18 protein-coding genes and 1 pseudogene are annotated in these 20,225 nt (G+C 44.9%); 6 read left to right on the forward strand and 13 right to left on the reverse strand.

Annotation, left to right across the window (positions count from 1 at the left end; all coding sequences use genetic code 11):
- Positions 1–81: 81 nt before the first annotated feature.
- The 3 genes from KFE98_00275 to KFE98_00285 form a co-directional block, all read right to left on the reverse strand.
- Positions 82–1,653, reverse strand: coding sequence for a flotillin family protein (locus KFE98_00275; GenBank protein ID UTW62629.1), 1,572 nt, complete (start codon positions 1,651–1,653; stop codon positions 82–84).
- 24 nt (positions 1,654–1,677) lie between these two features.
- Complete coding sequence (locus KFE98_00280; protein ID UTW64605.1) at positions 1,678–2,265, reverse strand: hypothetical protein; 588 nt, start codon at positions 2,263–2,265, stop codon at positions 1,678–1,680.
- Between the two features lie 129 nt (positions 2,266–2,394).
- On the reverse strand, positions 2,395–2,850 hold the full coding sequence (locus tag KFE98_00285) for a hypothetical protein (protein ID UTW62630.1): 456 nt from the start codon (positions 2,848–2,850) through the stop codon (positions 2,395–2,397).
- A gap of 239 nt (positions 2,851–3,089) precedes the next feature.
- Here KFE98_00285 and KFE98_00290 point away from each other — a divergent pair, with 239 nt between their 5' ends.
- The gene (locus KFE98_00290; protein ID UTW62631.1) at positions 3,090–3,662 is read left to right on the forward strand and encodes a hypothetical protein; all 573 of its coding nucleotides are present in this window, start codon (positions 3,090–3,092) and stop codon (positions 3,660–3,662) included.
- 235 nt (positions 3,663–3,897) lie between these two features.
- Here KFE98_00290 and fdhF read toward each other — a convergent pair.
- Together fdhF and KFE98_00300 are read right to left on the reverse strand one after the other, a co-directional pair.
- Positions 3,898–6,701 (reverse strand): annotated as a pseudogene (fdhF, locus tag KFE98_00295) (formate dehydrogenase subunit alpha).
- Positions 6,702–6,779: 78 nt separating this feature from the next.
- Entirely contained in the window at positions 6,780–8,432 is a 1,653-nt protein-coding gene (locus tag KFE98_00300) for an NAD(P)H-dependent oxidoreductase subunit E (protein UTW62632.1), read from the reverse strand.
- A gap of 122 nt (positions 8,433–8,554) precedes the next feature.
- On the opposite strand from KFE98_00300, the gene KFE98_00305 reads away from it, so the two are divergent.
- The 4 genes from KFE98_00305 to KFE98_00320 all read left to right on the forward strand — a co-directional run bounded on the left by KFE98_00305 (position 8,555) and on the right by KFE98_00320 (position 11,212).
- On the forward strand, positions 8,555–9,031 hold the full coding sequence (locus tag KFE98_00305; protein ID UTW62633.1) for a hypothetical protein: 477 nt from the start codon (positions 8,555–8,557) through the stop codon (positions 9,029–9,031).
- Positions 9,032–9,303: 272 nt separating this feature from the next.
- Positions 9,304–9,789, forward strand: coding sequence for an acyl-CoA thioesterase (locus tag KFE98_00310; protein ID UTW62634.1), 486 nt, complete (start codon positions 9,304–9,306; stop codon positions 9,787–9,789).
- Between the two features lie 11 nt (positions 9,790–9,800).
- Positions 9,801–10,418, forward strand: coding sequence for a trimeric intracellular cation channel family protein (locus tag KFE98_00315; GenBank protein UTW62635.1), 618 nt, complete (start codon positions 9,801–9,803; stop codon positions 10,416–10,418).
- Between the two features lie 71 nt (positions 10,419–10,489).
- Positions 10,490–11,212 (forward strand): hypothetical protein, encoded by a 723-nt coding sequence (locus KFE98_00320; GenBank protein UTW62636.1) that lies wholly within the window; start codon positions 10,490–10,492, stop codon positions 11,210–11,212.
- A 65-nt stretch (positions 11,213–11,277) separates the two neighbouring features.
- On the opposite strand, the gene KFE98_00325 is transcribed toward KFE98_00320, so the two are convergent.
- From KFE98_00325 to accC, 3 genes are read right to left on the reverse strand one after another with little or no spacing between them, the layout of a single operon-like run.
- Positions 11,278–11,877: a DUF4294 domain-containing protein gene (locus tag KFE98_00325; GenBank protein ID UTW62637.1), complete on the reverse strand. Its 600-nt coding sequence runs from the start codon at positions 11,875–11,877 to the stop codon at positions 11,278–11,280.
- A gap of 50 nt (positions 11,878–11,927) precedes the next feature.
- On the reverse strand, positions 11,928–12,659 hold the full coding sequence (locus KFE98_00330; GenBank protein UTW62638.1) for a Bax inhibitor-1/YccA family protein: 732 nt from the start codon (positions 12,657–12,659) through the stop codon (positions 11,928–11,930).
- 20 nt (positions 12,660–12,679) lie between these two features.
- Positions 12,680–14,161 (reverse strand): acetyl-CoA carboxylase biotin carboxylase subunit, encoded by a 1,482-nt coding sequence (gene accC / locus KFE98_00335; GenBank protein UTW62639.1) that lies wholly within the window; start codon positions 14,159–14,161, stop codon positions 12,680–12,682.
- Positions 14,162–14,238: 77 nt separating this feature from the next.
- Between accC and KFE98_00340 the strand changes: the two genes are divergently transcribed.
- Positions 14,239–15,012 (forward strand): tetratricopeptide repeat protein, encoded by a 774-nt coding sequence (locus KFE98_00340; protein ID UTW62640.1) that lies wholly within the window; start codon positions 14,239–14,241, stop codon positions 15,010–15,012.
- A gap of 2 nt (positions 15,013–15,014) precedes the next feature.
- Here KFE98_00340 and KFE98_00345 read toward each other — a convergent pair whose 3' ends face one another.
- The 5 genes from KFE98_00345 to KFE98_00365 form a co-directional block, all read right to left on the reverse strand.
- The gene (locus tag KFE98_00345; protein UTW62641.1) at positions 15,015–15,602 is read right to left on the reverse strand and encodes a sugar transferase; all 588 of its coding nucleotides are present in this window, start codon (positions 15,600–15,602) and stop codon (positions 15,015–15,017) included.
- On the reverse strand, positions 15,599–16,816 hold the full coding sequence (locus tag KFE98_00350) for a DegT/DnrJ/EryC1/StrS family aminotransferase (protein ID UTW62642.1): 1,218 nt from the start codon (positions 16,814–16,816) through the stop codon (positions 15,599–15,601). The genes KFE98_00345 and KFE98_00350 overlap by 4 nt, the downstream gene beginning before the upstream one ends.
- A 45-nt stretch (positions 16,817–16,861) precedes the next feature.
- Positions 16,862–18,136, reverse strand: a complete 1,275-nt coding sequence (locus KFE98_00355; protein UTW62643.1) for an O-antigen ligase family protein — start codon at positions 18,134–18,136, stop codon at positions 16,862–16,864.
- 7 nt (positions 18,137–18,143) lie between these two features.
- Positions 18,144–19,175 (reverse strand): glycosyltransferase family 2 protein, encoded by a 1,032-nt coding sequence (locus tag KFE98_00360; protein UTW62644.1) that lies wholly within the window; start codon positions 19,173–19,175, stop codon positions 18,144–18,146.
- Between the two features lie 103 nt (positions 19,176–19,278).
- Positions 19,279–20,223: a hypothetical protein gene (locus KFE98_00365; protein UTW62645.1), complete on the reverse strand. Its 945-nt coding sequence runs from the start codon at positions 20,221–20,223 to the stop codon at positions 19,279–19,281.
- Between the last annotated feature and the right edge of the window lie 2 nt (positions 20,224–20,225).

Raw genomic sequence — 20,225 nt, forward strand, 5'->3', positions numbered from 1 at the left:
TTGAATGTTGGAAGTTAAAAAAAATCCTCCCTTCCGCTTCCCCACTAAGTGCAGGTAAGTTTCAGGGAGGATTCATGATGCTTAGTCTTCTACCACTTCGGCGTCATCCGCAGCATCAGGGGTATTCGGTTTTGTGGGATTCAAGGGAATCTGAACATCGGGCTTGTCCTTTCCTTTGATGAATTCCGGTAAATCCATTCCCGCCATTTGGAACATATCCTGAAGTGGCGGCACAGATTGATAAAGTCCTGAAAGGAAGTTTGCCGTATTGGTTTTACCATCACCTCCGCCTCCGTTGGCACTATCCCAAACGGTAACTTTATCGATTTTAATATTCTTAATCGCTTCAGATTGCATTTTAACCAGTTCAGGTAATTTGTCAGCAATCATAAAGAGAACAGCGCTATCGGTATTTTCGCCAGCGGCGTTAACCAACATTTTGAAACCTTCCGCCTGCTTGCTCAGTACCTCGAAGTTACCCTTCGCTTCGGCTTCCATTTTCATGAAGATCGCATCGGCCTCCCCTTTCGCTTTCCGGCGAATTTTCTCGGCTTCGGCTTCGGCATCAATTTCAACTTTTTGTTTATCCACTTCGGCTGGAACAACCACGTTGGCAACCTGAGTAGCTTTATCCCTTTGGGCACGAGCACTTTCCGCCTCTTTTTCAGCCATATAGGCTTCTTCCTTGGCTTTTGCGTCTTTTACCTTCTCAGCAGCTACGGCTCGACGAGAAGCTTCTGCCTGAGCCTCCCTACGGGTGGCATCGGATTCTGCAATATCAATTTGGGCTTTGTTCTCCCCTTCCACGGCACGTGCATTGGCGTCAGAAGTTTCGATACGCTCTTGTTTCTCCGCAGCGGCCTCACCAATTTTGGCCTGAGCTACAGCAGAAGCCACTTGGATTCTTTCGTCCTGTTCAGCAGCGGCCTCACCAATTTTGGCCTTAGCCTCAGCAGCGGCAACCTGAGTTCTTTCCACTTGCATCGCATTCGCCTCACCAATGGAACCGTCCCGGTTTTTCTCAGCCACACTTTTCTTGGCATCGTTCACCGCCTTGGCAGCAGCTTCCTTACCAAGTGCTTCGATATAACCAGACTCATCCTTGATATCGGTTACGTTTACGTTGATCAGCTTAAGACCAATCTTCTGCAATTCAGCCTCTACGTTAGCTGCTACATTAGACAAAAACTTGTCACGGTTGCTGTTGATTTCTTCAATATCCATGGTGGCTACAACCAAACGAAGCTGACCGAAGATGATGTCCTTGGCCAAATCGTGGATTTGATCCTGAGCCAATCCCAACAGACGCTCTGCAGCGTTGGTCATAACTCCTGGTTCGGTAGAAATACCCACGGTAAATCGAGAAGGTACATCCACCCGGATATTTTGCTTACTAAGTGCCCCGGTAAGGTCCACTTCAATAGAAGTAGGTGTTAAGTCCAGGAAAGCATAATCCTGAAACACCGGAAAAATAAAGGCGGCACCACCATGAATACACTTGGCGGATCGGCCACCACCTCCTCCAACTTTACCGTATACAACAAGAATACGATCGGATGGACAGCGCTTGTAGCGCCTCAGCATCGAAACGACGAGAATGAAGATAAAGAGTATCGCTATCGCAATACCTACTACACCAAATAAATCTCCCATAATTAATTAGGTTTTAAAAATTGTTTAATTAGAACTTTTTGTAACCAGCAGGATCTGATCGTTGATAATGTCCTGAACTTGAACTACGGTCCCCATAGGCAGATCTTCACCGTCGTCGGTCATGGCCTGCAGGGTGCGCAGTCCGCCCTGAACATTAATCTGCACTTTTCCGAATCCTCCCCGCTGTTTTTTAATAGGCAGGTAAACTTCACCGATGCCATTTACAGCATTGCGCATGTCGAGGGTACCACTATCCGTCAGCTTACTCATAAAGTAAAAGATGGAAGCCATAACCGTCATCATCACAAAACCGGAAATGATGGACACAACCAGGGTAACTAACTGCGATTGATCAGCGTCAATACAGGCCAGTCCACTCCAGGCAAACAGGGTGAAAAACCCAACTACGTTTTTGAGGGAAAAAAATTGAAATCCGACGCCGTCGTCTCCAGCCACATCTGCATCGGGGCCACCGGCATCATCCAAATCACCACCTACGAAGGTGAGGACCAGGAGAATAAGAAAAATTAAGGTGGAAGGTAACGCGATGATCCAGTATACCTGTTCAAAGGTACCCATACCTGACCACCAGGTGGATAAATCTAAAAGCATCATGATAATAAAATTTGATCGGAATGAAGCGTGAACTTCTCCAGTTGATTATGCATACTAATTTAATACAAACGACTGAATTCTCAACTGCTTCGGATTCCTAAAAAAACCTAATTCGAAAAGCAGGACCTATTCCTCGATCAGCTTTTCGATTTTCTTATCCCTTTTTAAATATTCTTCGTGTTCTTTGTAATAGTCCAGCACCGTTTTCACGCCAATCTCGTTTCCTTCCTTGGGATCGGTGTCCTCGTTTTCTATTTCATAGCGGGCATAACCAGCCATATATATAAATAGAAGCATTGAATTTTTGGAGGCCAACTCTACTCCATCTCCAGAAAGCTCCAAAGTAATGGTAGGGGTTCCGGTTACCCATTTAAGGAAAAACGTTTGAGCATCCATCCTTTTTTGCAACTCTACATCAGGTGGCGTCTCTATCATCCATTGAATGCAATCCAAAACATCGTCTTCATATTCCTGGTACTCTGATTCATCCGAAAACGAGTAGTCTTCCGGCACCTCAAAATCCTGGGCCCAGGTCAGGTTTACAAAGAGGCAGGCAATTACGATGGCGATTCCCTTTTTCATGCTCATGGTTTTGGTGGTTCCAAACTAATACAAAGCCGGGACATAGCAGTAGATCCGAAACACAATTAATAGCTATCCAATTGCTATTTAAAGCCATCCTCAAAAGCCCAAAAAGGGTTCACAGATAAGAAAACACACCCAAGAGGGGAATTTGTGAAAAAAAATTTTCCCAAAATTGGAACTTTCCTAGTTCGATCCACGTACAGGAATGCCACGGATCTAGGAAGCCCTTTTACTACATGAATTACAAAAAATATGACAGCCGCGAGGAGCAGTTTGCCCGTTATGATTTAGAAGCACCCGAAGTCATATTTGCTCGATACTGCCGCGATTTAGACCCCGAAAAACACGTTATTAATACCGCTTCGCAATACCGGGAGCTGGTTTTTGGTATGAACCTTCATAACCTCCCCTCCAAGTACCGTAAACCCTTGTTTCAGCGTTATGAGGGACAAACCACTCAGGCCTATTATAAGTTTTTGATTCACGGATTGAAGTTTGTGCATAAGCTCTATTTCCTGGGTAATCAATTGGTATTGCTTGAGGTCCTTTGTCGGGAAACGAATCGATACGTATTGGAACAGTTGGTAGAATCTGCCCACTTGAATTACAAGTGCGATGAAGGAGTTACCTGCTTTACGCCAAGTTATGCGTTTCGCCTCGAGACCAAAATGGGACTTCGGTTTCTATACTTCGGCAACGATAGGCTGAGTTCTCAGCTCATCCGGGATTTCCATGAGGAAACCATGAACCGAGAAGTGATTCGTGAAGTGGTGACCAGCCATCTACTCAAATTTCAAACGATTGTCTGAAGCCTTCCCTATCGAGCAAGCCGCTCTACTCCACGTTTCAGATGACGATGTAACATTCAACGAAGGAATGTTACCACCGAACGATTTAAGAATACGAAAAGACTAGGTTAGACGTATCTTCATATCTCTAAAATAAACCGAGAACTGATGGGCCACCAAATACTAAAAGGAATACACGAAGTACTCTTCAGAATCCTCTCCGTAGGAGTTGATTTGTTACTCCTTCTTTTGAGAATCAAACCTGGAAATCGCAATAACTAAACGACCTCCTTAAAAGCCCCTTACTTTTTCGAATATCTACGGATACTACCTTATACTCAGGGCAAAGCGCTTCACTGTCGTGTTCGTCTGAGGTGATGTTGTTCAACATAATTTCCGGGAAGTGGAACGTTGAACTCAATACTCCGGGCTTTACATCTGTAGAAACCTTAGCTCGAATATCCACCTTGCCACGTGCCGAAGAAACACATACCATGTCTCCATCTTTAATGCCTTTGGATGCAGCATCTTCAGGATTGATCACCAAAAGATCTTCGGTAAGAATTTCAACGTTTTTGGTTCTTCGAGTCATCGCACCACAGTTATAATGTTCCAGCTCTCTAACGGTGGTTAGAATGTATGGATACTCCTTTCCATGACTTTCGATTTCCTGACTTTCTTTCCAATCAAAATAGAAGAAACGACCTTTTCCAATTTTGAATTCTTCGGTATGTAGAATCTGAGTATCGGATCCATCTTCTTTCACCGGCCACTGCTTTCCATTTTCACCCAATTCATCCCATTTAACTCCTTTGAAGAAGGGAACGATTTGAGAAATTTCTTCGAGCATGGTACGGGGATGGTAATCGGCTTGCTTGTAGCCCAGGTGGTTCATCATATCAATAATGATCTGACCATCTACCTTAGCATTTCCAACTGGCTCAACACTTTGATTCACCCGTTGAATTCGTCGCTCTCCATTGGTAAACGTTCCACTCTTTTCGAGGAAGGATGCACCCGGTAATACAATATCAGCAAGCTTGGCCGTTTCCGTCATAAACAGTTCCTGAACCACCAATAGATCAAGACTTTCAAGAGCTTTCACTACTTTCTGTGTGTTCGGATCGGTTTGGGCAACGTCTTCTCCAATAATCCAGGCTGCTTTGAGTTTTCCATCGATTGCTGCGTCGAACATCTCCGGAATCTTCAAGCCAATTTCGCCAGGTACATCTACCCCATAAAAATCGGTATATAAGTTCTGTACTTCACCTTGGGTGATATCCAAATAACCAGCACCCTGGTGCGGCTGAACACCCATATCCGCAGAACCCTGAACGTTGTTCTGACCCCTCAATGGATTTACTCCAACTCCTTTACGTCCAATGTTTCCGGTTACCATAGCCAATTGAGCAATCAACATAACGGTAAAAGTTCCCTGGCTGTGTTCGGTTACACCAAGTCCGTGGAAAGACATAGCATTTGGAGCTTGGGCATAAGCTAATGCTGCCTCTCGAGCCAAGTTTCGGTCTACTCCGGAAACTCTTTCCAATTCAGCAATATCGAGCTTATGAATGTCTTTTATAAAGTCTTCGTAACCGGTGGTACGGTTCTTAATGAAGTCGTTGTCAGCAAAACCTTCCTGAATGATGTAATACAACATCATGTTCAGCACAGCCACATTAGTACCTGGTCTTAATTGCAGGTGATAATCAGCATACTTGGCCAACTCGGTGCGGTAAGGATCGATCACAATGAGCTTTGTGCCTTTCATGGCAGCCTGCTTCAACTTGGCCCCTGTCACCGGGTGAGCTTTGGTTGGATTGGCTCCAATAACCATAATCATATCGGTATGGGGAATATCCTCAATCGAATTGGTGGCCGCTCCGGTTCCGTAGGTACGTTGCATCCCCAAGGCGGTTGGAGAGTGACATACACGGGCACATCCATCAATGTTGTTGGTACCAATAACTGCCCGAATGAACTTCTGCATCAAGTAGTTTTCTTCATTGGTACAGCGAGAAGAAGAAATACCGGCAATGGCATCTGGGCCATGTTCTTCTTTAATGGAAGTTAGCTTACTTCCAATCATCTCATAAACCTCTTCCCAACTCGCTTTTTGGAATTCGCCATTACGTTTGATCAACGGATCTCTCAATCGCTCGGGATGATCGTAGAATTTGAAGGCATATCTTCCCTTCAAGCAAGTATGCCCTTGATTTACCTCTGCATTGTAAGGAGCCTGAATGCTCAAAATCTCCCCATTTTTAGTAGATACTTCGAGGTTACATCCTACTCCGCAATAGGTACAAACGGTGCGGGTTGTTTCATGAGCCGTAACTGCTTTTGACTGGAATACATCCGAAATAGCGGAGGTAGGACAAGCCTGGGCACAGGCACCGCAGGAAACACAATCGGATTCACGGAAGGAAACATCAGCTCCTTTAATGATTCGGTTGTCAAAACCACGGCCGGCCATAGAAAGTACCATCTGCCCTTGAACCTCATCACAGGCTCTCACACAGCGGTAGCAATTGATACATTTTGAAAGGTCTGAAGTCATGTATGGGTGACTCAGGTCTTTGCCTCTATCGAGGTGGTTTTCTCCTTCCGGGTAGCGCACTTCCCGAATTCCGATCTGGGCCGCCACGGTTTGCAATTCGCAGTTACCGTTTACTTCGCAGGTAAGGCAGTCTAAAGGATGGTCTGTTAAAACCAACTCCACAATATTTTTACGAAGCCTTTGGACCTTTGGCGTATTGGTATAGATGTAATAATTATCCTGCATTGGAGTGTGGCAAGAAGCAACAGTTTTGGTATTTCCCCTTGTTCAAGGGCTACCTCAACGCTACATACCCGGCAAGAACCAAAAGGATCTAAATTCGGGGCATCGCATAGTGTGGGCACTTCCTCATTGCCATGATGCCTTCTTACAAAGGATAAAACCGTTTCATCCGGCTCCATTTCAAAAGGCTCATCATTGATATAGGCTGTTTTCTTGGCAACTTGTTCATCACCAATTTTAATTACAAAGGGCTTTTGCTTTTCTTTTACCGTGCTCATTCTGATACTTCTTGTTACAAATTTCCTCGGAAGGATCTTGATTAACTAAACCGTAGTTACACTCAGGTTTTCAGCGACTTAATAAAAATACTCTCTTAACTCTTCGTTAAAATGATCCAGCGCATTTTTCACCCCAAGAGGCAATCCTCCTCCAAGGGCACATAGGGAACCATCTTCCATGGTTTCCAACAGATCATCGAACAACTCCCGGTCGATGCGGTAGTCTTCGTTTTGCACTTTGGTCAGCATTTCCCAACCTCGTTTAGCGCCTAATCGGCAAGGGAAACATTTACCACAAGATTCTACTGAGGTAAATTCAAAAAGGTGTTCCAGGTATTTGACCATGGGAAAATCTTCCGGAATACTAAGAATTCCAGCATGACCAAGAAGAAATCCGTTTTCCGCAAAGGATTCAAAATCGATCGTCAGTTTTTCAAAGTGACTGGCTGGAACAATTCCACCCAAAGGACCGCCTATGTGCAGTGCTTTAACCGGACTTTTAAATCCTTGTCCTAAGCCGTCAATTACTTCCTGAAGCGGAGTTCCCATTTCCACTTCATACATGCCCGGACGATTAAAAAAGCTGTCCAGGCAAACCAGTTTCGTTCCAGTAGATCTACCGCGACCGCGGCTACCGTAGTCACCGCCACCTTTACTCACGATGTAGTGAACAGAGGCAAAAGTTTCTACGTTGTTAACCAAAGTCGGGCAGTTGAACAATCCTTTCTCAGCTGGGTAAGGCGGACGTACCCGAACTTCCGGCCGCTGACCTTCGATAGAAGATAACAATGCCGTTTCTTCTCCGCATACGTACGCTCCTGCGGCCTTAATTACTTTGAAATGGAAATTGAACCCTGTACCTTGGATATTATCTCCCAGGTATCCTCGGTTTATCAAATCTTGTATAGCATCTTCAGCAATTCGAACCGATTCAGGGTACTCTGCACGAATGTAAAGCACACCTCTATCTGCTCCGGCAATGTAGCCAGCGAGCATCATACCGAAGAGCACCAAATGTGGCCGCTCTTCCATTAGCCAGCGATCTGAATACGCACCCGGATCACCTTCATCGGCATTGCAAACAATAAATTTCTTATTTCCTTTCGCCTTTTTGACGGCTTCGAGTTTGTAGCTTTTTGGAAAACCTGCTCCACCTCTGCCTCGAAGGCCCGATTTCTTGTATTCTTCTAACCATTCATCAGGACTTGTTTTCAAGGCCTCCCAAAGTGGGGCATAGAAAGATTCAACACCTGGAAAATCTGCGGTGAGAATCGGATTTTCACAATTCGTACCAACATAGTAGTTATCCAAGGCAGGCTTTTTACCTTCAATAATCTCGGCAATCTCTTGCTCAGACTTAGCCGAATAGTTGTTCCCTTCGTACGAAAAGGCCCCATTCTCATGGCATCTTCCCAGGCAACACATATGGCCAATTTCTTGAGCGTGGAAGTGCTGTTTCAGGTCTTCGGTAAGTTTTTCCTGAGTACCTGCACACATACATGCTGAACCGTTGCAGACGTATACTTTTTTGCCTTTGTTTTCCTCTTTCAGGAAGTCGTAAAAGGAAGTGGCGCCATAGGTATTTGCATCTCCAAAGAGAAACTCTTCCGCCAGTTCGCTTAACTCCTTAACTTCAACCGTACCGGAGGATTCGGCACTTTTGACGTAGCGATCAAAAAGATTATCATCAAGGCCTTTTCGGCCGGATAAGTATCCAAGGTTTTCCGACATGTTCTTCTATTTGCAGTAGTAAGAACGCTAAATTTAGAATTTTTTTAAACACGCCTTCGTTTTAATATCCCTCCGATGGTGGTAATTTCTTTATTTTGAAAGGATCAAATAATCATCATCTAATGAATCATCGTGGACTAAGAAACGGCCTTGTAAGCCTATCATTTGGGGTACTATTTATAGCTGGTTTTATGGGTTGTGATTCTCCTCCCAATGAAAATGCCGAGTCTACTACCACAAAGCCTGCCCTGGTTGACACTTTAGGTTCTCCAAATAAAAGAAGCGAGCTGGCCATTTTAATGCGCAATCTCTATGATGATTTAAAGAAACATCGCGCCATGATTGCTGAAGGCGGAAAATCGGATGTGGAGTGGAGTTTGAAATACGAATCCATGCCCACCGCCACCCAAACCGATCCAGGAAATGCTGGTCCTCAATTCGATGCCTTTGCCCAACAGTATTTGCTCAATCTCAAAAGCTTTGAAGAAGCCGATTCAAACCGGGTAGAAACCTTTAACCGAATGATCGACAATTGCTTGGTTTGCCACCAACAATACTGTCAAGGTCCGATGGGAATAATCGGAAAACTAAAAATTTAACACTCGGGTATTTTTTTCTTCATTTTTCGCCCTTAGTTTTGCATCGAAATTAAACGGACCCCAGGTCCCCTATTGATGTCTTTTAAGCACGCATATTCTAAACCTGCTTGTCCTTCTCAAAAGAAGGCCATGAATTGGAACGCTATGCAGTGTGCTCACCTGATGTGCAGAAAACCTCTCTGCTGGAGCTAAGACACGATCCCTCTAAACATAGATTAATCGTATCAAGCTCCCAAGGCCTCTGATTGAAACTCCTCTTTTGCCCAAAAACAATGAAAACAAACAAACAGAAACGAAAAAAGCCCTTCTTCATCGGTTCACGAGGTACCGATAAAGCGGTGAGTATTCTCCAGAAGGAATACCTCAGTTCATTCACCGTGTTCCCTGACCATTTGAATTATTCCGGAAGCCTATTCGGTGGCAAGTTATTGGCTGAAATGGACCTGGCTGCTTCAAATGCCGTGCGCAAAGCACTGTACGAAACTTCATGCGACGGACTGGTAACTGCCCATTTGAATCAGGTTGACTTCAAAAATCCCGGACGGCTTGGAGACATCGTGGAGCTTAGATCGGTGCTGGTAAAAGCCGGAAGAACCTCCCTTACGGTGGATGTGCAAGTAAACAAGGAAGACCGCCATGGAACAGTCACCGAAATCTGCTCGGCCCGATTTGTTTTTGTGGCCTTGCGAAAAGGCAAACCTTTTCCCCACGATATTGAATTGATCGTGGAACCAGAAATAGAATTGATTAACGATTAATTACTTAGGCCATGACTCTCTTGTATTGGTTTGATCTGATTAGTGTCCTCTTTTTTGCCTTAAGCGGTGGAATTATTGGCAAGCGTAAAAACATGGATTATTTCGGTGTTTGTTTTCTGGCCTTCATAACGGCCATTGGTGGCGGAACGGTTAGGGATCTGCTCATTGGCGCTATGCCTATCGCTTGGGTTAGCGACCCCACCTATATCGGAGTTATTCTCCTTGGAGCCTTTCTGTCCATTCTTCCCTTGGAAAGACTGAGGTGGATCGAGCGACCCTTTTTGGTGGCCGATACTTTTGCTATTGCCTTGGCCGCTATTGTGGGCCTTCAGAAGAGTTTGGAGTTTGGAGCCAATCCATTGGCGGCGGTCTTTTTTGGGATGACCTCGGCAGTAATTGGTGGAGTGGTAAGAGATGTGGTTTGTAATCGGGTACCGCAGGTATTACGTCAGGAAATCTACGCTACGGCTTGTTTGGCAGGAGGGGTAATTTATCTAATTACGAGTCAATTGTTGGATGCAGGAGCCATCCTTTCCTTCGCTTCTGGAATGGGGACAATTGTCCTCCTTCGGCTGGGAGCCATTCGCTGGCATTGGAGCCTCCCCTTGGTCCGCCGGGAAGGTAATTAACCTGAAACCCCTTGTTAATTCAGGGGATTGCTTAATTTTAAAGAACCAATCCCAAACCAAAAGTAACTCGCATGGCATTCGGAGGAGGGGGTGGAGGAATTCTGGATATGATTATTCGGTTGCGCTACAACCGGGAATTATTAAAGAATTCGAGCCGCTTCAAAAACGGGTATTTTCAAAACAAGGAGTTCTATGAAGCTGAACTCAAAAAGCGTGATCTGAATTACAAGACCGCCACTCCTGAGCAGCTGGAAGAAATCCGGATGGAATTGATGCTCTATCATCAACGCAATCAAAAGTTGAGATGGGTGGTTACGGTTGTTGTTTCTATTATCCTGGTTATAGGTATTTGGGCCATAGTTAACATGGTTATTGCCGATTTCGGAAGTCCATCACCGGGTAACTCCCGAATAGAAAAGGAAAACCTTGAACGCGAAAAACAACTTCAGAAGCAAGAAAAGCAGTACGACTTTTACCTGGAAGACGGAGACAAATGGCTAAACAAGGGACATTACCACAATGCCGTTTATCAATATGAGTTAGCCGTTAAGGCTCATCCGGAAAGGTTTTATCCTCAGTACCGTTATGGCTTGGCCCTGGTTTATCAGTGCAACTACGATCAAGAGAATTGTGATTTAGCCGGACAGCAGTTAGAGGAACTGATTAGATTGTTTCCGAATCACTACCAGGTATTCCGATTACGGGCCAATTATTATTTACAACAAGGGGATTCTTCTCGGTGGATGATCGACATGGAGCGAGCGGATAAAGTTCTGAAGTCTGAATTCCAATAGTTACCGGAATTGAATCTAAGTTCACCTCCCTCGTCGTTCATATCTCGCCTCTCGCTTCTCCTCTCTCAAATCCTCCCATGCTCCAGGGCCACTACAATCTCCTCAATGTATTGATCTTCGGTTGCGGAGTTGTATTCTGACTTGAGGTTGTGGCCGAATAATCGAGCCATTCCCTGGAATACAAAGGCGGTGAACCCGCTTCTAAGGTCTTTAACCAATTCGTAGGAAGTTCGATCCGTTTCGCGGTCAATAAGTTTGATGAGGATACGTCCTTGAGAAACCGTTAAATTGGAAATCTCATCGCCGTATTCATCCCAGAGTTCTTCTTCTACCTTTTTGTAGTATTTCTTTCTCGTTTTTCGGTCTTCAACGCCTTCTAATTCATCCTCATACTTGGCCAAAAGATCAGCCGCTTTACGAGCGTAGGGATAAACTTTTTTAACATTTCGCTGAAGTTTGTTGTACTTCTTTCGCTCCTTTTCAGTGGTAAACGAACGATACTCCCAGAGGAAATAAGTATTCAAAAAAACTTGGGGTACGGTATCCCCTTCCTGGACTCTGGCGACTACTACCTGGCCATCAGAATCCTCGGCAGCTTGCTGATTCTGGGCATTTAGCGCCGGAATCAGTGCCAGAAGAAAAAGCAATATGACTGAACCTTTCATCACGATCGTTTTCTAAACCGTTGACTAAAGGTACAAAGAATGTGCCTTGATTAATCGCGCAACTTAGAAAGCAGTCGAAGAACTTCGAGGTACAACCACACCAGGGTAACCATCAATCCAAAGGCTCCCATCCACTCCATATACTTAGGAGCACCGTAATGTACAGCTCTGTCGATGTAGTCGAAATCCAATAGCAGATTAAAAGCCGCAATACCGGTAATTACCAAACTAATACCAATTCCAATCATTCCGGAACTATGAAGGTAAGGAACCTGCATACCGAAGAATCCGAGAACAAAAGAAATCATGTACACGATCATTATCGCTGCGGTGGCGGCAATAATCCCCGACCTCAGTTTTTCGGTTACCTTAATTAATCCTGTTCGGTAAGCAAAAAGCATGAATCCTAAGATGGCCAGCGTCAACATGATGGCTTGAAACACGATACCATCAAATGCAGCACCATAAATCCCAGAAATCGCACCCAGGGCTACTCCTTGAAAGGCGGCATAAAGAGGTGCCGTGTACGGAGACCACTGCGGTTTAGATACGGTTACAATTCCCAGAACCAATCCACCGATAAACCCGCCAATAATTAATCCAGACCCCATCAACTCCCAGTTGAAGAAAGACCAGATTCCTGGCACCAAAAGAGCCATGAATAGGATAAAGGACTTGTTTACCGTTCCTTGAATCGTCATCATTCCTTCTGATGACTGAACGCCGGCTTTCTGGAAAACTTTATCGCTGAAAACCGGATTTGAAGATTTTTGATAAGCCATTTTATTTCGTTTTTAGCTTGTTACATTCTATTCTTCCGCCAGTCTGATACGGGTTCGGAAGTCGAATTATTGATATTCGCTTTGGGACTATGCTCCTCAAATAATTTGCCAACTAAAAAGGCTGCCATTTGTTCCTCATCTTCGTTGAAAGGATGTAGTTTTTCGGGCGTAAAATAATTTCCAACAAATTGAGTATCAAAGTTTCCAGACACAAAAGCTTCATGTTCGAGGGCAAAGCGACAAAACGACAGAGTAGTACTTACTCCTTCCACTTTGTATTGATCAATTGCCTCAATCATTCGCTTGATAGCTGCTTTTCTATCCGGACCATAGGTGATCAACTTTGAAATCATCGGATCGTAGTAGATGGGAATATCCATTCCTTCCTCAAACCCATCATCCACACGGATACCATCACCAACCGGCGGACGATATACTTCCAAACGACCGATATCCGGCAAGAAGTTATTCGTTGGATCTTCGGCATAAACCCGAATCTCGATGGCGTGACCCTTCATGGTCAATTCATCCTGGGTAAATCCAAGCTCTTCTCCCCTGGCTACACGAATTTGTTCTCTTACCAAGTCCAATCCCGTGATTTCTTCAGTCACCGGGTGCTCCACCTGCAAACGAGTGTTCATCTCCAGAAAGTAGAAGCGATTTTGACTATCGAGCATAAACTCAACTGTACCTGCGCCTACATAGTCACAAGAACGGGCTACATCGATGGCACAAGCTCCCATTTCATTTCTCAGTTCCTCAGTCAAAACGGATGATGGAGCCTCTTCAATCACCTTTTGGTGACGACGTTGCACCGAGCAATCCCGCTCGAATAGGTGAACTACGTTCCCATGAGTATCGGCCAAAATTTGGAATTCGATGTGACGTGGAGAAGTCACAAAACGCTCAATGAAAACGGAAGAATCACCGAAGGCAGACTTGGCTTCGCTCATGGCGAGTTCAATTTGTTCTTCCAGATCCTCTTCACGGGTTACGGTTCGCATACCTTTTCCACCACCACCGGCAGAAGCTTTTACCAAAACAGGGAATCCGATTTCACGAGCTACCTTAAGCGCCTCGTCCATATCGTCGATAGCACCTTCGGTACCGGGTACCAACGGAATGTTGTATTTCTTAACCGCATCTTTAGCTGCCAACTTCGATCCCATCACTCGAATCGCTTCGGTGCCTGGACCAATAAATGTGATATTGGCTGCTGCTACTTTTTCAGCAAACTCAGCATTCTCACTTAAAAACCCATACCCAGGGTGAATACCTTCCACTCCTAAAGAAGTGGCCACTTCGATGATGCGATCCATCACCAAATAAGATTCAGAGGATGCAGCAGGACCAATGCAAACGGCTTCGTCAGCAAACCTTACAAAAGGTGCATTTCTATCTGCTTCACTAAACACCGCTACAGTAGCGATTCCCATTTCCTTGCACGTGCGCATTACTCTTAATGCGATCTCTCCTCTGTTAGCAACTAATATTTTGTTCATAGTATAAGTAGTCCAAAAATTGCGGTACCTTCGTTTTTGAAAGGACCAAAACTAACATAAATTGGCTTAGCAAGGGAATGAAAGAAGCATATCAAATCGTTGTATTTATCGCATTTTTAGCAGGTTTTAGCACCTTAGCAACGGCACAGGAAGAGCCTCAATTTGTAGTTAGTGAAGGACAGGAGCACATTCAGCTCAATCTTGAGGGATTAAACGAATACAATGCCGGGCATTATGAAAAGGCTATTGAATTCTTTAAGAAGTCGGTAGGCTATGACTCAACCTACACGAAGGCCTATTTTAATATGGGCTTGTCCTATTTCAAATTACGTCGTTTTAATGAATCCATTCAATCGTTTGAGCGGGTGCTTGAACTGGACAGTACGGTGAATGAGGCTCATTATTACATCCCATTTTGCTACTACTACTGGGGCGATATGGAAAAAGCCAAGGGAGCTTACCGTGAAGCCATCCAGGTATTCCCCAAAAAAGCAGAACTCTACTATCACCTGACTCGGATTCTGGAACAAGAAGGCCATGAACATGAAGAACTTCAAGTTTACAATGCCTTGTTGGAAAATCTGCCCAATGAAGAATTGGCGCTGTACAACCGCAGTGTACTGCTGAACAAAGCCCAGGAATTTGAACTCGCCATTCGCGACTTGGATAAATTAATTCAGGTAAATTCTACCAATTCTAAAGCTTGGGTGGAACGCGGCGTTATGAAAATCAACCTCAACCGAATCGAAGAAGGTTGCGTGGATTTGCTTAGAGCACAGGAATTGGGTAACACCTCCCCGGCGGTTTTAGAGCTTATCCCTAAGCACTGCCACAACCCGGATCAGGAGTAAGATCAGCTGACTATTTTCTTGATGGTAAGAAGAATTACTCTGATGTAATTCAAGAACCCCGGATTCTCAATAAACTTTTGGTTCAATCGGATTTTATCCGGCATGATGGTGTCTATGTAAAACTGCTCCGGGTCATCGGCCTTTTCGAGCAATTCATTTTCATTGGAGTATTCAATGGATGCGTAGTCAGTTATTCCCGGTAGAACCGAAAGTACTTTGAGTTGCTCGTGGGAATAAAGTCTCACGTATTTACGAACTTCAGGTCTTGGTCCAACGAGACTCATATCCCCTTTAAACACGTTGATCAGTTGAGGTAGCTCATCCAGTTTCCAAGCTCTAAGGTATTTTCCTACGGAAGTAATTCGGCTATCCGCCATTCCAACCGTTAGCTGACCTTTACTCTCTGAGTCCACCTTCATCGTACGAAATTTGATCAGGTAAAAATCGCGATTCCATTTTCCTACCCGCTGTTGGTGAAAAAAGATAGGACCTTTGGAGGTGAAGTAAACTGCCAATCCAATCAGAACCAAAAGAGGCCACAAAAAGAGGAGCCCCAGGAAACTGAAAATCAGATCGGCCAATCGATTCATCCCATCACTTTTTGAACGGCAGACTTCACCGCATCGATCACGGCATCAATCTGTTCATCGCTGATATCGTAGAATACCGGAAGGGTAATTTCACAAGCATACTGGGCAAAGGCGTTGGGATAGGGATCTATGCTGTAGCCTCTTTCCCGGTACGCGGTAAACATGGGAAGCGGTTGAAAATGGACATTCACAGCTACCTGTTTCTCAGTAATGGCATCAATGATTTGATCGCGCTGCCCCTCGGTAGCGTCTTTGATCCGAAGCATGAAAATGTGGTAAGATCCTTTACTTTCCTCACTCTCGTAAATCGGTAACTGAGCCCAGGGCTCAGAAGAGAATCCAGCACTGTAACGATCAAAAATGTACTTTCTCTTAGCCAGCATGTCGGAATCGTAGCGCTCCAGCTCCACCAAGCCAAGTGCGGCCTGAATATCGGTCATGTTGCACTTGAATCCAGGCTCCACTATATCGTAGCGCCATCCTCCAGCCTTGGTTTTGGCCAGGGCGTCTTTGGTTTGCCCATGAAGCGACTTAATTCTGAGTTGCTTGTAGATTTCGTCGTTATCAAAAGGTTCAGGAAGGTTAAGCGTTAATGCTCCTCCTTCTGCGGTACAGAGATTTTTGACGGCATGAAATGAAAAGGCTGAAAAGTCGGCCAACGACCCAGAGCGTTTTCCCTTGTACCAGGCACCAACGGAGTGTGCAGAATCGGACAATAGGAGAACCCGCCCTAAAGTTTCCTGCACTTCATTAGACGGGCTAAACATTCCCCGAACTCCAGGTTCGCGGATCAATTCGTTAATCCCATCGTAATCACAAGGCCACCCGCCGATATCTACAGGCATAATGGCTTTGGTTCGCGGGGTGATGGCCGCCTTGATGGCTTCCAGGCTAATATTAAAATCATCGCCTATATCCACAAAAACCGGACGTGCCCCACAATGCAAAATCACATTACCGGTAGCACTATAGGTGTAGGCCGGTAGAATAACCTCATCTCCTTCACCAATGCCAAACCAACGTAAGGCCAGTTCCAACCCGGCGGTAGCAGAGTTGAAACAAACAACCCGAGGAGCACCGGTATATTCGGCTAAACGTTCCTCAAAAAGCTTGGTTTTCGGGCCGGTGGTAATCCAACCCGAGTTGAGCACTTCAACGACCGCATCGGTCATTTTTTGATCCATCCTTGGAGGTGAAAAAGGTACTTGTGTCATAGGAAAACAAAATTAGTCAGTCCAAGTGATTGAGCGAATAAAATATTACGCCTCCTTTTGTTTCTGAATGGATCTCAAGGAAATGTTGGACGAGTTGTTGGAAAAGAAAGCTACGAAAAAAGCGAAGAACACCACTCCTGCCTGCACTTCTAAAATACTTTCAGTCAGGCAAGCTGTAGAAATGATAATGGAAAACAACAGATCTAAAAACCGAAATTGACGTAGCCCGAGAAAAAAGGGCAAGGACAAGGAAAGCAGCAGCAACACTATGCCAGGAATCCCCAAAGCCGCAAAGGTTTGCAAATACTGATTGTGGGCATTGTACTGACGCTCGTAGGGGTAAATGTAATTGTGGGTTTTGTATTGGTGCATCAATTCATCTTTGATGTCTCCAGTACCCGTTCCCAAAATCGGCTTCTGCTGAATGATTTCCCAGCAGGACCTCCAAATCAAAACACGAACGGCTGTACTTTCCCTGGCATCTGTCCCCACTTCATCGGTAGCCATCACCTCCCCTACTTGCTCAAAACCATGAAGCGTAACCGAACGATCGAACCAACCCTTAGCCAAAGTGGTGATCACAATCCAGGAAAGAAGTAATAAGGTAAATCCAAGTAACCAGCGTCTGAATTTGACAATTCCATAAATGCTAATCAGGAGGAGAATCACCACAAGAGAAAGGAAACCATTACGAGAAGTACTCAGAAAAATGGCAAAAACCAAGGCAAAGGCAACTCCAATTAATCCGGCGTTGCGCAGCGAATAGAACTTGTCTTCACTGCGAAGGATGAGGTAGACTACCGCAATTAATCCCATGTTGAGGTACATGGCGAAATAACCGATATGCAGCACCGGAGAAATATTGACATCGTATAAATTGATGAATGGCGATTCTCCTGAGTAATAGGACAAAACAGAGGAAGTAACACCGATGAACACAGCTGCCAAACAACCCCATACAAATCCCCACATTACCCCTCGAAACCGATCGGAATTCATGGTACCGGCGACTCCATAGATCCAGGGAAGGAGTAAAAAGGACAACTTTATCTGAAGGTCAAACCAACCAAAATCGCTGTTGGAGCTCCACAACATGCCCAACACGTGCCAGAGGTAAAACCCGATCAATGCCAGGGAACTCCAATTGGCTCGAAAAGTGGGAATGCGAAACGCTCCTTTTCCTAATGACAGGGTATTGAGCAAAAGCAAAACGATAACGATAGGAACGGCCTTTTGATAAACCGGCATCAGAAAAACGAAAAGCACAGTCAGGTAATAATGCCTGCTTTGCCAATTCTCGTTTTTTTCGATTCCTAACATGGTTGAATTACCTCGAAGTTTTTTCCATCGATTTAACAGGCTTCTTACCCATGAGCAAAAAGTCCCAGATTCCGCGAAGGTATCCTAATCCATAGGACAGATGCAAGAGCAAAACCACCCACCAAACTCTAAATCCCTGAAGAATGGAAGCAGAGCGGGCAAATGAAGTGGTGATTCCAAGAAGTAAATACAGAATGAGCGCCAAAATTTGAGCGCCTATTAAGACTCCAGGCAGTAGCGGAGCCAATATCCAGGAAAACAAATAGAGAACAAACAAAGCGGGAACCAATTGCCGAACAGTAGTGACGGTTTGATGCAGTTTATTTACATACACCTTCCAATAGCCGTACTGGTAGTATTGCCGCCATAATCGGGAATAAGAAGCCCGAACAAAGTATTGGGCCTTCATGGAAGAAGACAACCAAATAAGGAAACCGGCCTGAGTAACCCGAAAATTAAATTCGTCGTCCTGGTTCCGGGTTAATTCTTCATGAAAATAGCCGACCTTGTCAAACACTTCCTTCTTGTACACACCGAAGGCCACGGTATCTACTTTACCTTCCTTCTTTCCGGTTCTAAAATGGGCATTGCCTACTCCAAAGGGTGATGAAACGCCAATTCCGACAGCTCGGGAGACTTCGTTTTCGTAAACGTTCTCGAGCAATCCTCCCACGCAGCCAATGCGATCGTCTTTTTGGAAAGCGATTTCACTTTCCTTCAAAAACTGTGAATCCAGGGTCGCATGAGCTCCCAAGATCATGATCCTATCGGCCGAGGATTTTTTAATACCCAGGTTGAGGGCATAAGGAGTAAACTGCTGAGGATTGTCCACCCAATGAATAAAATCATGCTGGGCAGCAAATTCATCCAATATTTTGCGGGTACCATCTTTACTGCCACCATCTGCCACCCAAACCTCCAATTGATCCTTCGGCCAATCGAGTTGGATCAGAGAATCGAGGCATTTGCCAATGTAACGCTCCTCGTTGTAGCATGGAATGACAATGCTGTAGGTGGAATGAGTTTGGGCTCCCGTCATAATTCAAGGCAAAGTAAAGAATCCCTGGCTCCCCTTTGATAAGAAAAGGCCAAGAGCGATAAACATTACAACCTTGAAAAGCTAAAGTTCTTGTTCGGACCGATTATTCTGCAACAATCTGATACACCTGATACCCTTTGGAGTCGGCGGCAATGAGCTTGCATTGGTTGACAAGAAACTGATCGAATGTGGGTGAAAACTTCATGAGCTTTTCGGCGTGAAGCAGGTAAGTACAATTCAAGTCTTCAGTTAGGTAGCGGGAGAGTTCCGGTTCGGATCGATCTTCCATCAATGCCACAGGACCATCCTTCGAATACAGATCGTCGTACCCAGCCCAATAGTAATGGCCTTTGCGGCTGGTATAAACATAAAAGGCGGGAACGTTGTTGACCAGAAAGTCGCCTTCTGGCAATTCCTCTTCGATGTACAAATAAATATCCTTGACTGATTTTGTTGTATTGGTTGTCATAGAATCTAAAACGGGAGATTCTTCGGTTTTCGTCTGAGCGGGCTCTTCTTTTTTTGCAGGTTGAAAATCGCTCAGCCGAGAAGCATAGCGTTCCCACAAATCGAAACGAAAAAAGAAAGCGGTGTTGAGTAAAGTCAAAACACCCAGTACCATCAGCAAACGAAAACGATCACTGGCTACGAACAAACGATTGAGTAAATAGGCAACAATGAGCAGGGTAAAAGGCACCAGGGTAAGTTGGTAGCGATCGTTGTAGTAGCCTAATGCTGCTACGATCAGAGAAGTGATCAGGTAAATGATGGCCAGCAGAATGGCCTTGCCTTTTAGCCTTTGACCCGCTTTATAAAAGAGCAGGGCCAAAATGGCCATAAGTATTCCAAAGAATCCCGTTAGGCTTAAATCGGTGATGGTGCCCAGGTAACCATTGAGCCAAAGCTTAGGTGCGGTCTCAATGTTTCGGGAGATCAAGTTGGCATTTCCATTGGGATCGGCGATGCGCTCTGCCATCAGCAACACGGGTGCTATACCCGTAAGCACCATCGTGACGGCAATCCAAGCGTTATTTTTTCTTTTCTCCATAC

This window comes from bacterium SCSIO 12741 (genome assembly GCA_024398055.1).
Taxonomy (GTDB): Bacteria; Bacteroidota; Bacteroidia; order Flavobacteriales_G; family Salibacteraceae; genus SCSIO-12741.

Coding starts and splice junctions, on each gene's coding strand:
- accC (UTW62639.1), bottom strand. CDS start 14,161: ATGAACAAAATATTAGTTGCTAACAGAGGAGAGATCGCATTAAGAGTA.
- KFE98_00325 (UTW62637.1), bottom strand. CDS start 11,877: ATGAAAGGTTCAGTCATATTGCTTTTTCTTCTGGCACTGATTCCGGCG.
- KFE98_00275 (UTW62629.1), bottom strand. CDS start 1,653: ATGGGAGATTTATTTGGTGTAGTAGGTATTGCGATAGCGATACTCTTT.
- KFE98_00340 (UTW62640.1), top strand. CDS start 14,239: ATGAAAGAAGCATATCAAATCGTTGTATTTATCGCATTTTTAGCAGGT.
- KFE98_00350 (UTW62642.1), bottom strand. CDS start 16,816: ATGACACAAGTACCTTTTTCACCTCCAAGGATGGATCAAAAAATGACC.
- KFE98_00330 (UTW62638.1), bottom strand. CDS start 12,659: ATGGCTTATCAAAAATCTTCAAATCCGGTTTTCAGCGATAAAGTTTTC.
- KFE98_00290 (UTW62631.1), top strand. CDS start 3,090: ATGAATTACAAAAAATATGACAGCCGCGAGGAGCAGTTTGCCCGTTAT.
- KFE98_00305 (UTW62633.1), top strand. CDS start 8,555: ATGAATCATCGTGGACTAAGAAACGGCCTTGTAAGCCTATCATTTGGG.
- KFE98_00280 (UTW64605.1), bottom strand. CDS start 2,265: ATGCTTTTAGATTTATCCACCTGGTGGTCAGGTATGGGTACCTTTGAA.
- KFE98_00310 (UTW62634.1), top strand. CDS start 9,304: ATGAAAACAAACAAACAGAAACGAAAAAAGCCCTTCTTCATCGGTTCA.
- KFE98_00365 (UTW62645.1), bottom strand. CDS start 20,223: ATGGAGAAAAGAAAAAATAACGCTTGGATTGCCGTCACGATGGTGCTT.
- KFE98_00345 (UTW62641.1), bottom strand. CDS start 15,602: ATGAATCGATTGGCCGATCTGATTTTCAGTTTCCTGGGGCTCCTCTTT.
- KFE98_00320 (UTW62636.1), top strand. CDS start 10,490: ATGGCATTCGGAGGAGGGGGTGGAGGAATTCTGGATATGATTATTCGG.
- KFE98_00300 (UTW62632.1), bottom strand. CDS start 8,432: ATGTCGGAAAACCTTGGATACTTATCCGGCCGAAAAGGCCTTGATGAT.
- KFE98_00285 (UTW62630.1), bottom strand. CDS start 2,850: ATGAAAAAGGGAATCGCCATCGTAATTGCCTGCCTCTTTGTAAACCTG.
- KFE98_00355 (UTW62643.1), bottom strand. CDS start 18,136: ATGTTAGGAATCGAAAAAAACGAGAATTGGCAAAGCAGGCATTATTAC.
- KFE98_00360 (UTW62644.1), bottom strand. CDS start 19,175: ATGACGGGAGCCCAAACTCATTCCACCTACAGCATTGTCATTCCATGC.
- KFE98_00315 (UTW62635.1), top strand. CDS start 9,801: ATGACTCTCTTGTATTGGTTTGATCTGATTAGTGTCCTCTTTTTTGCC.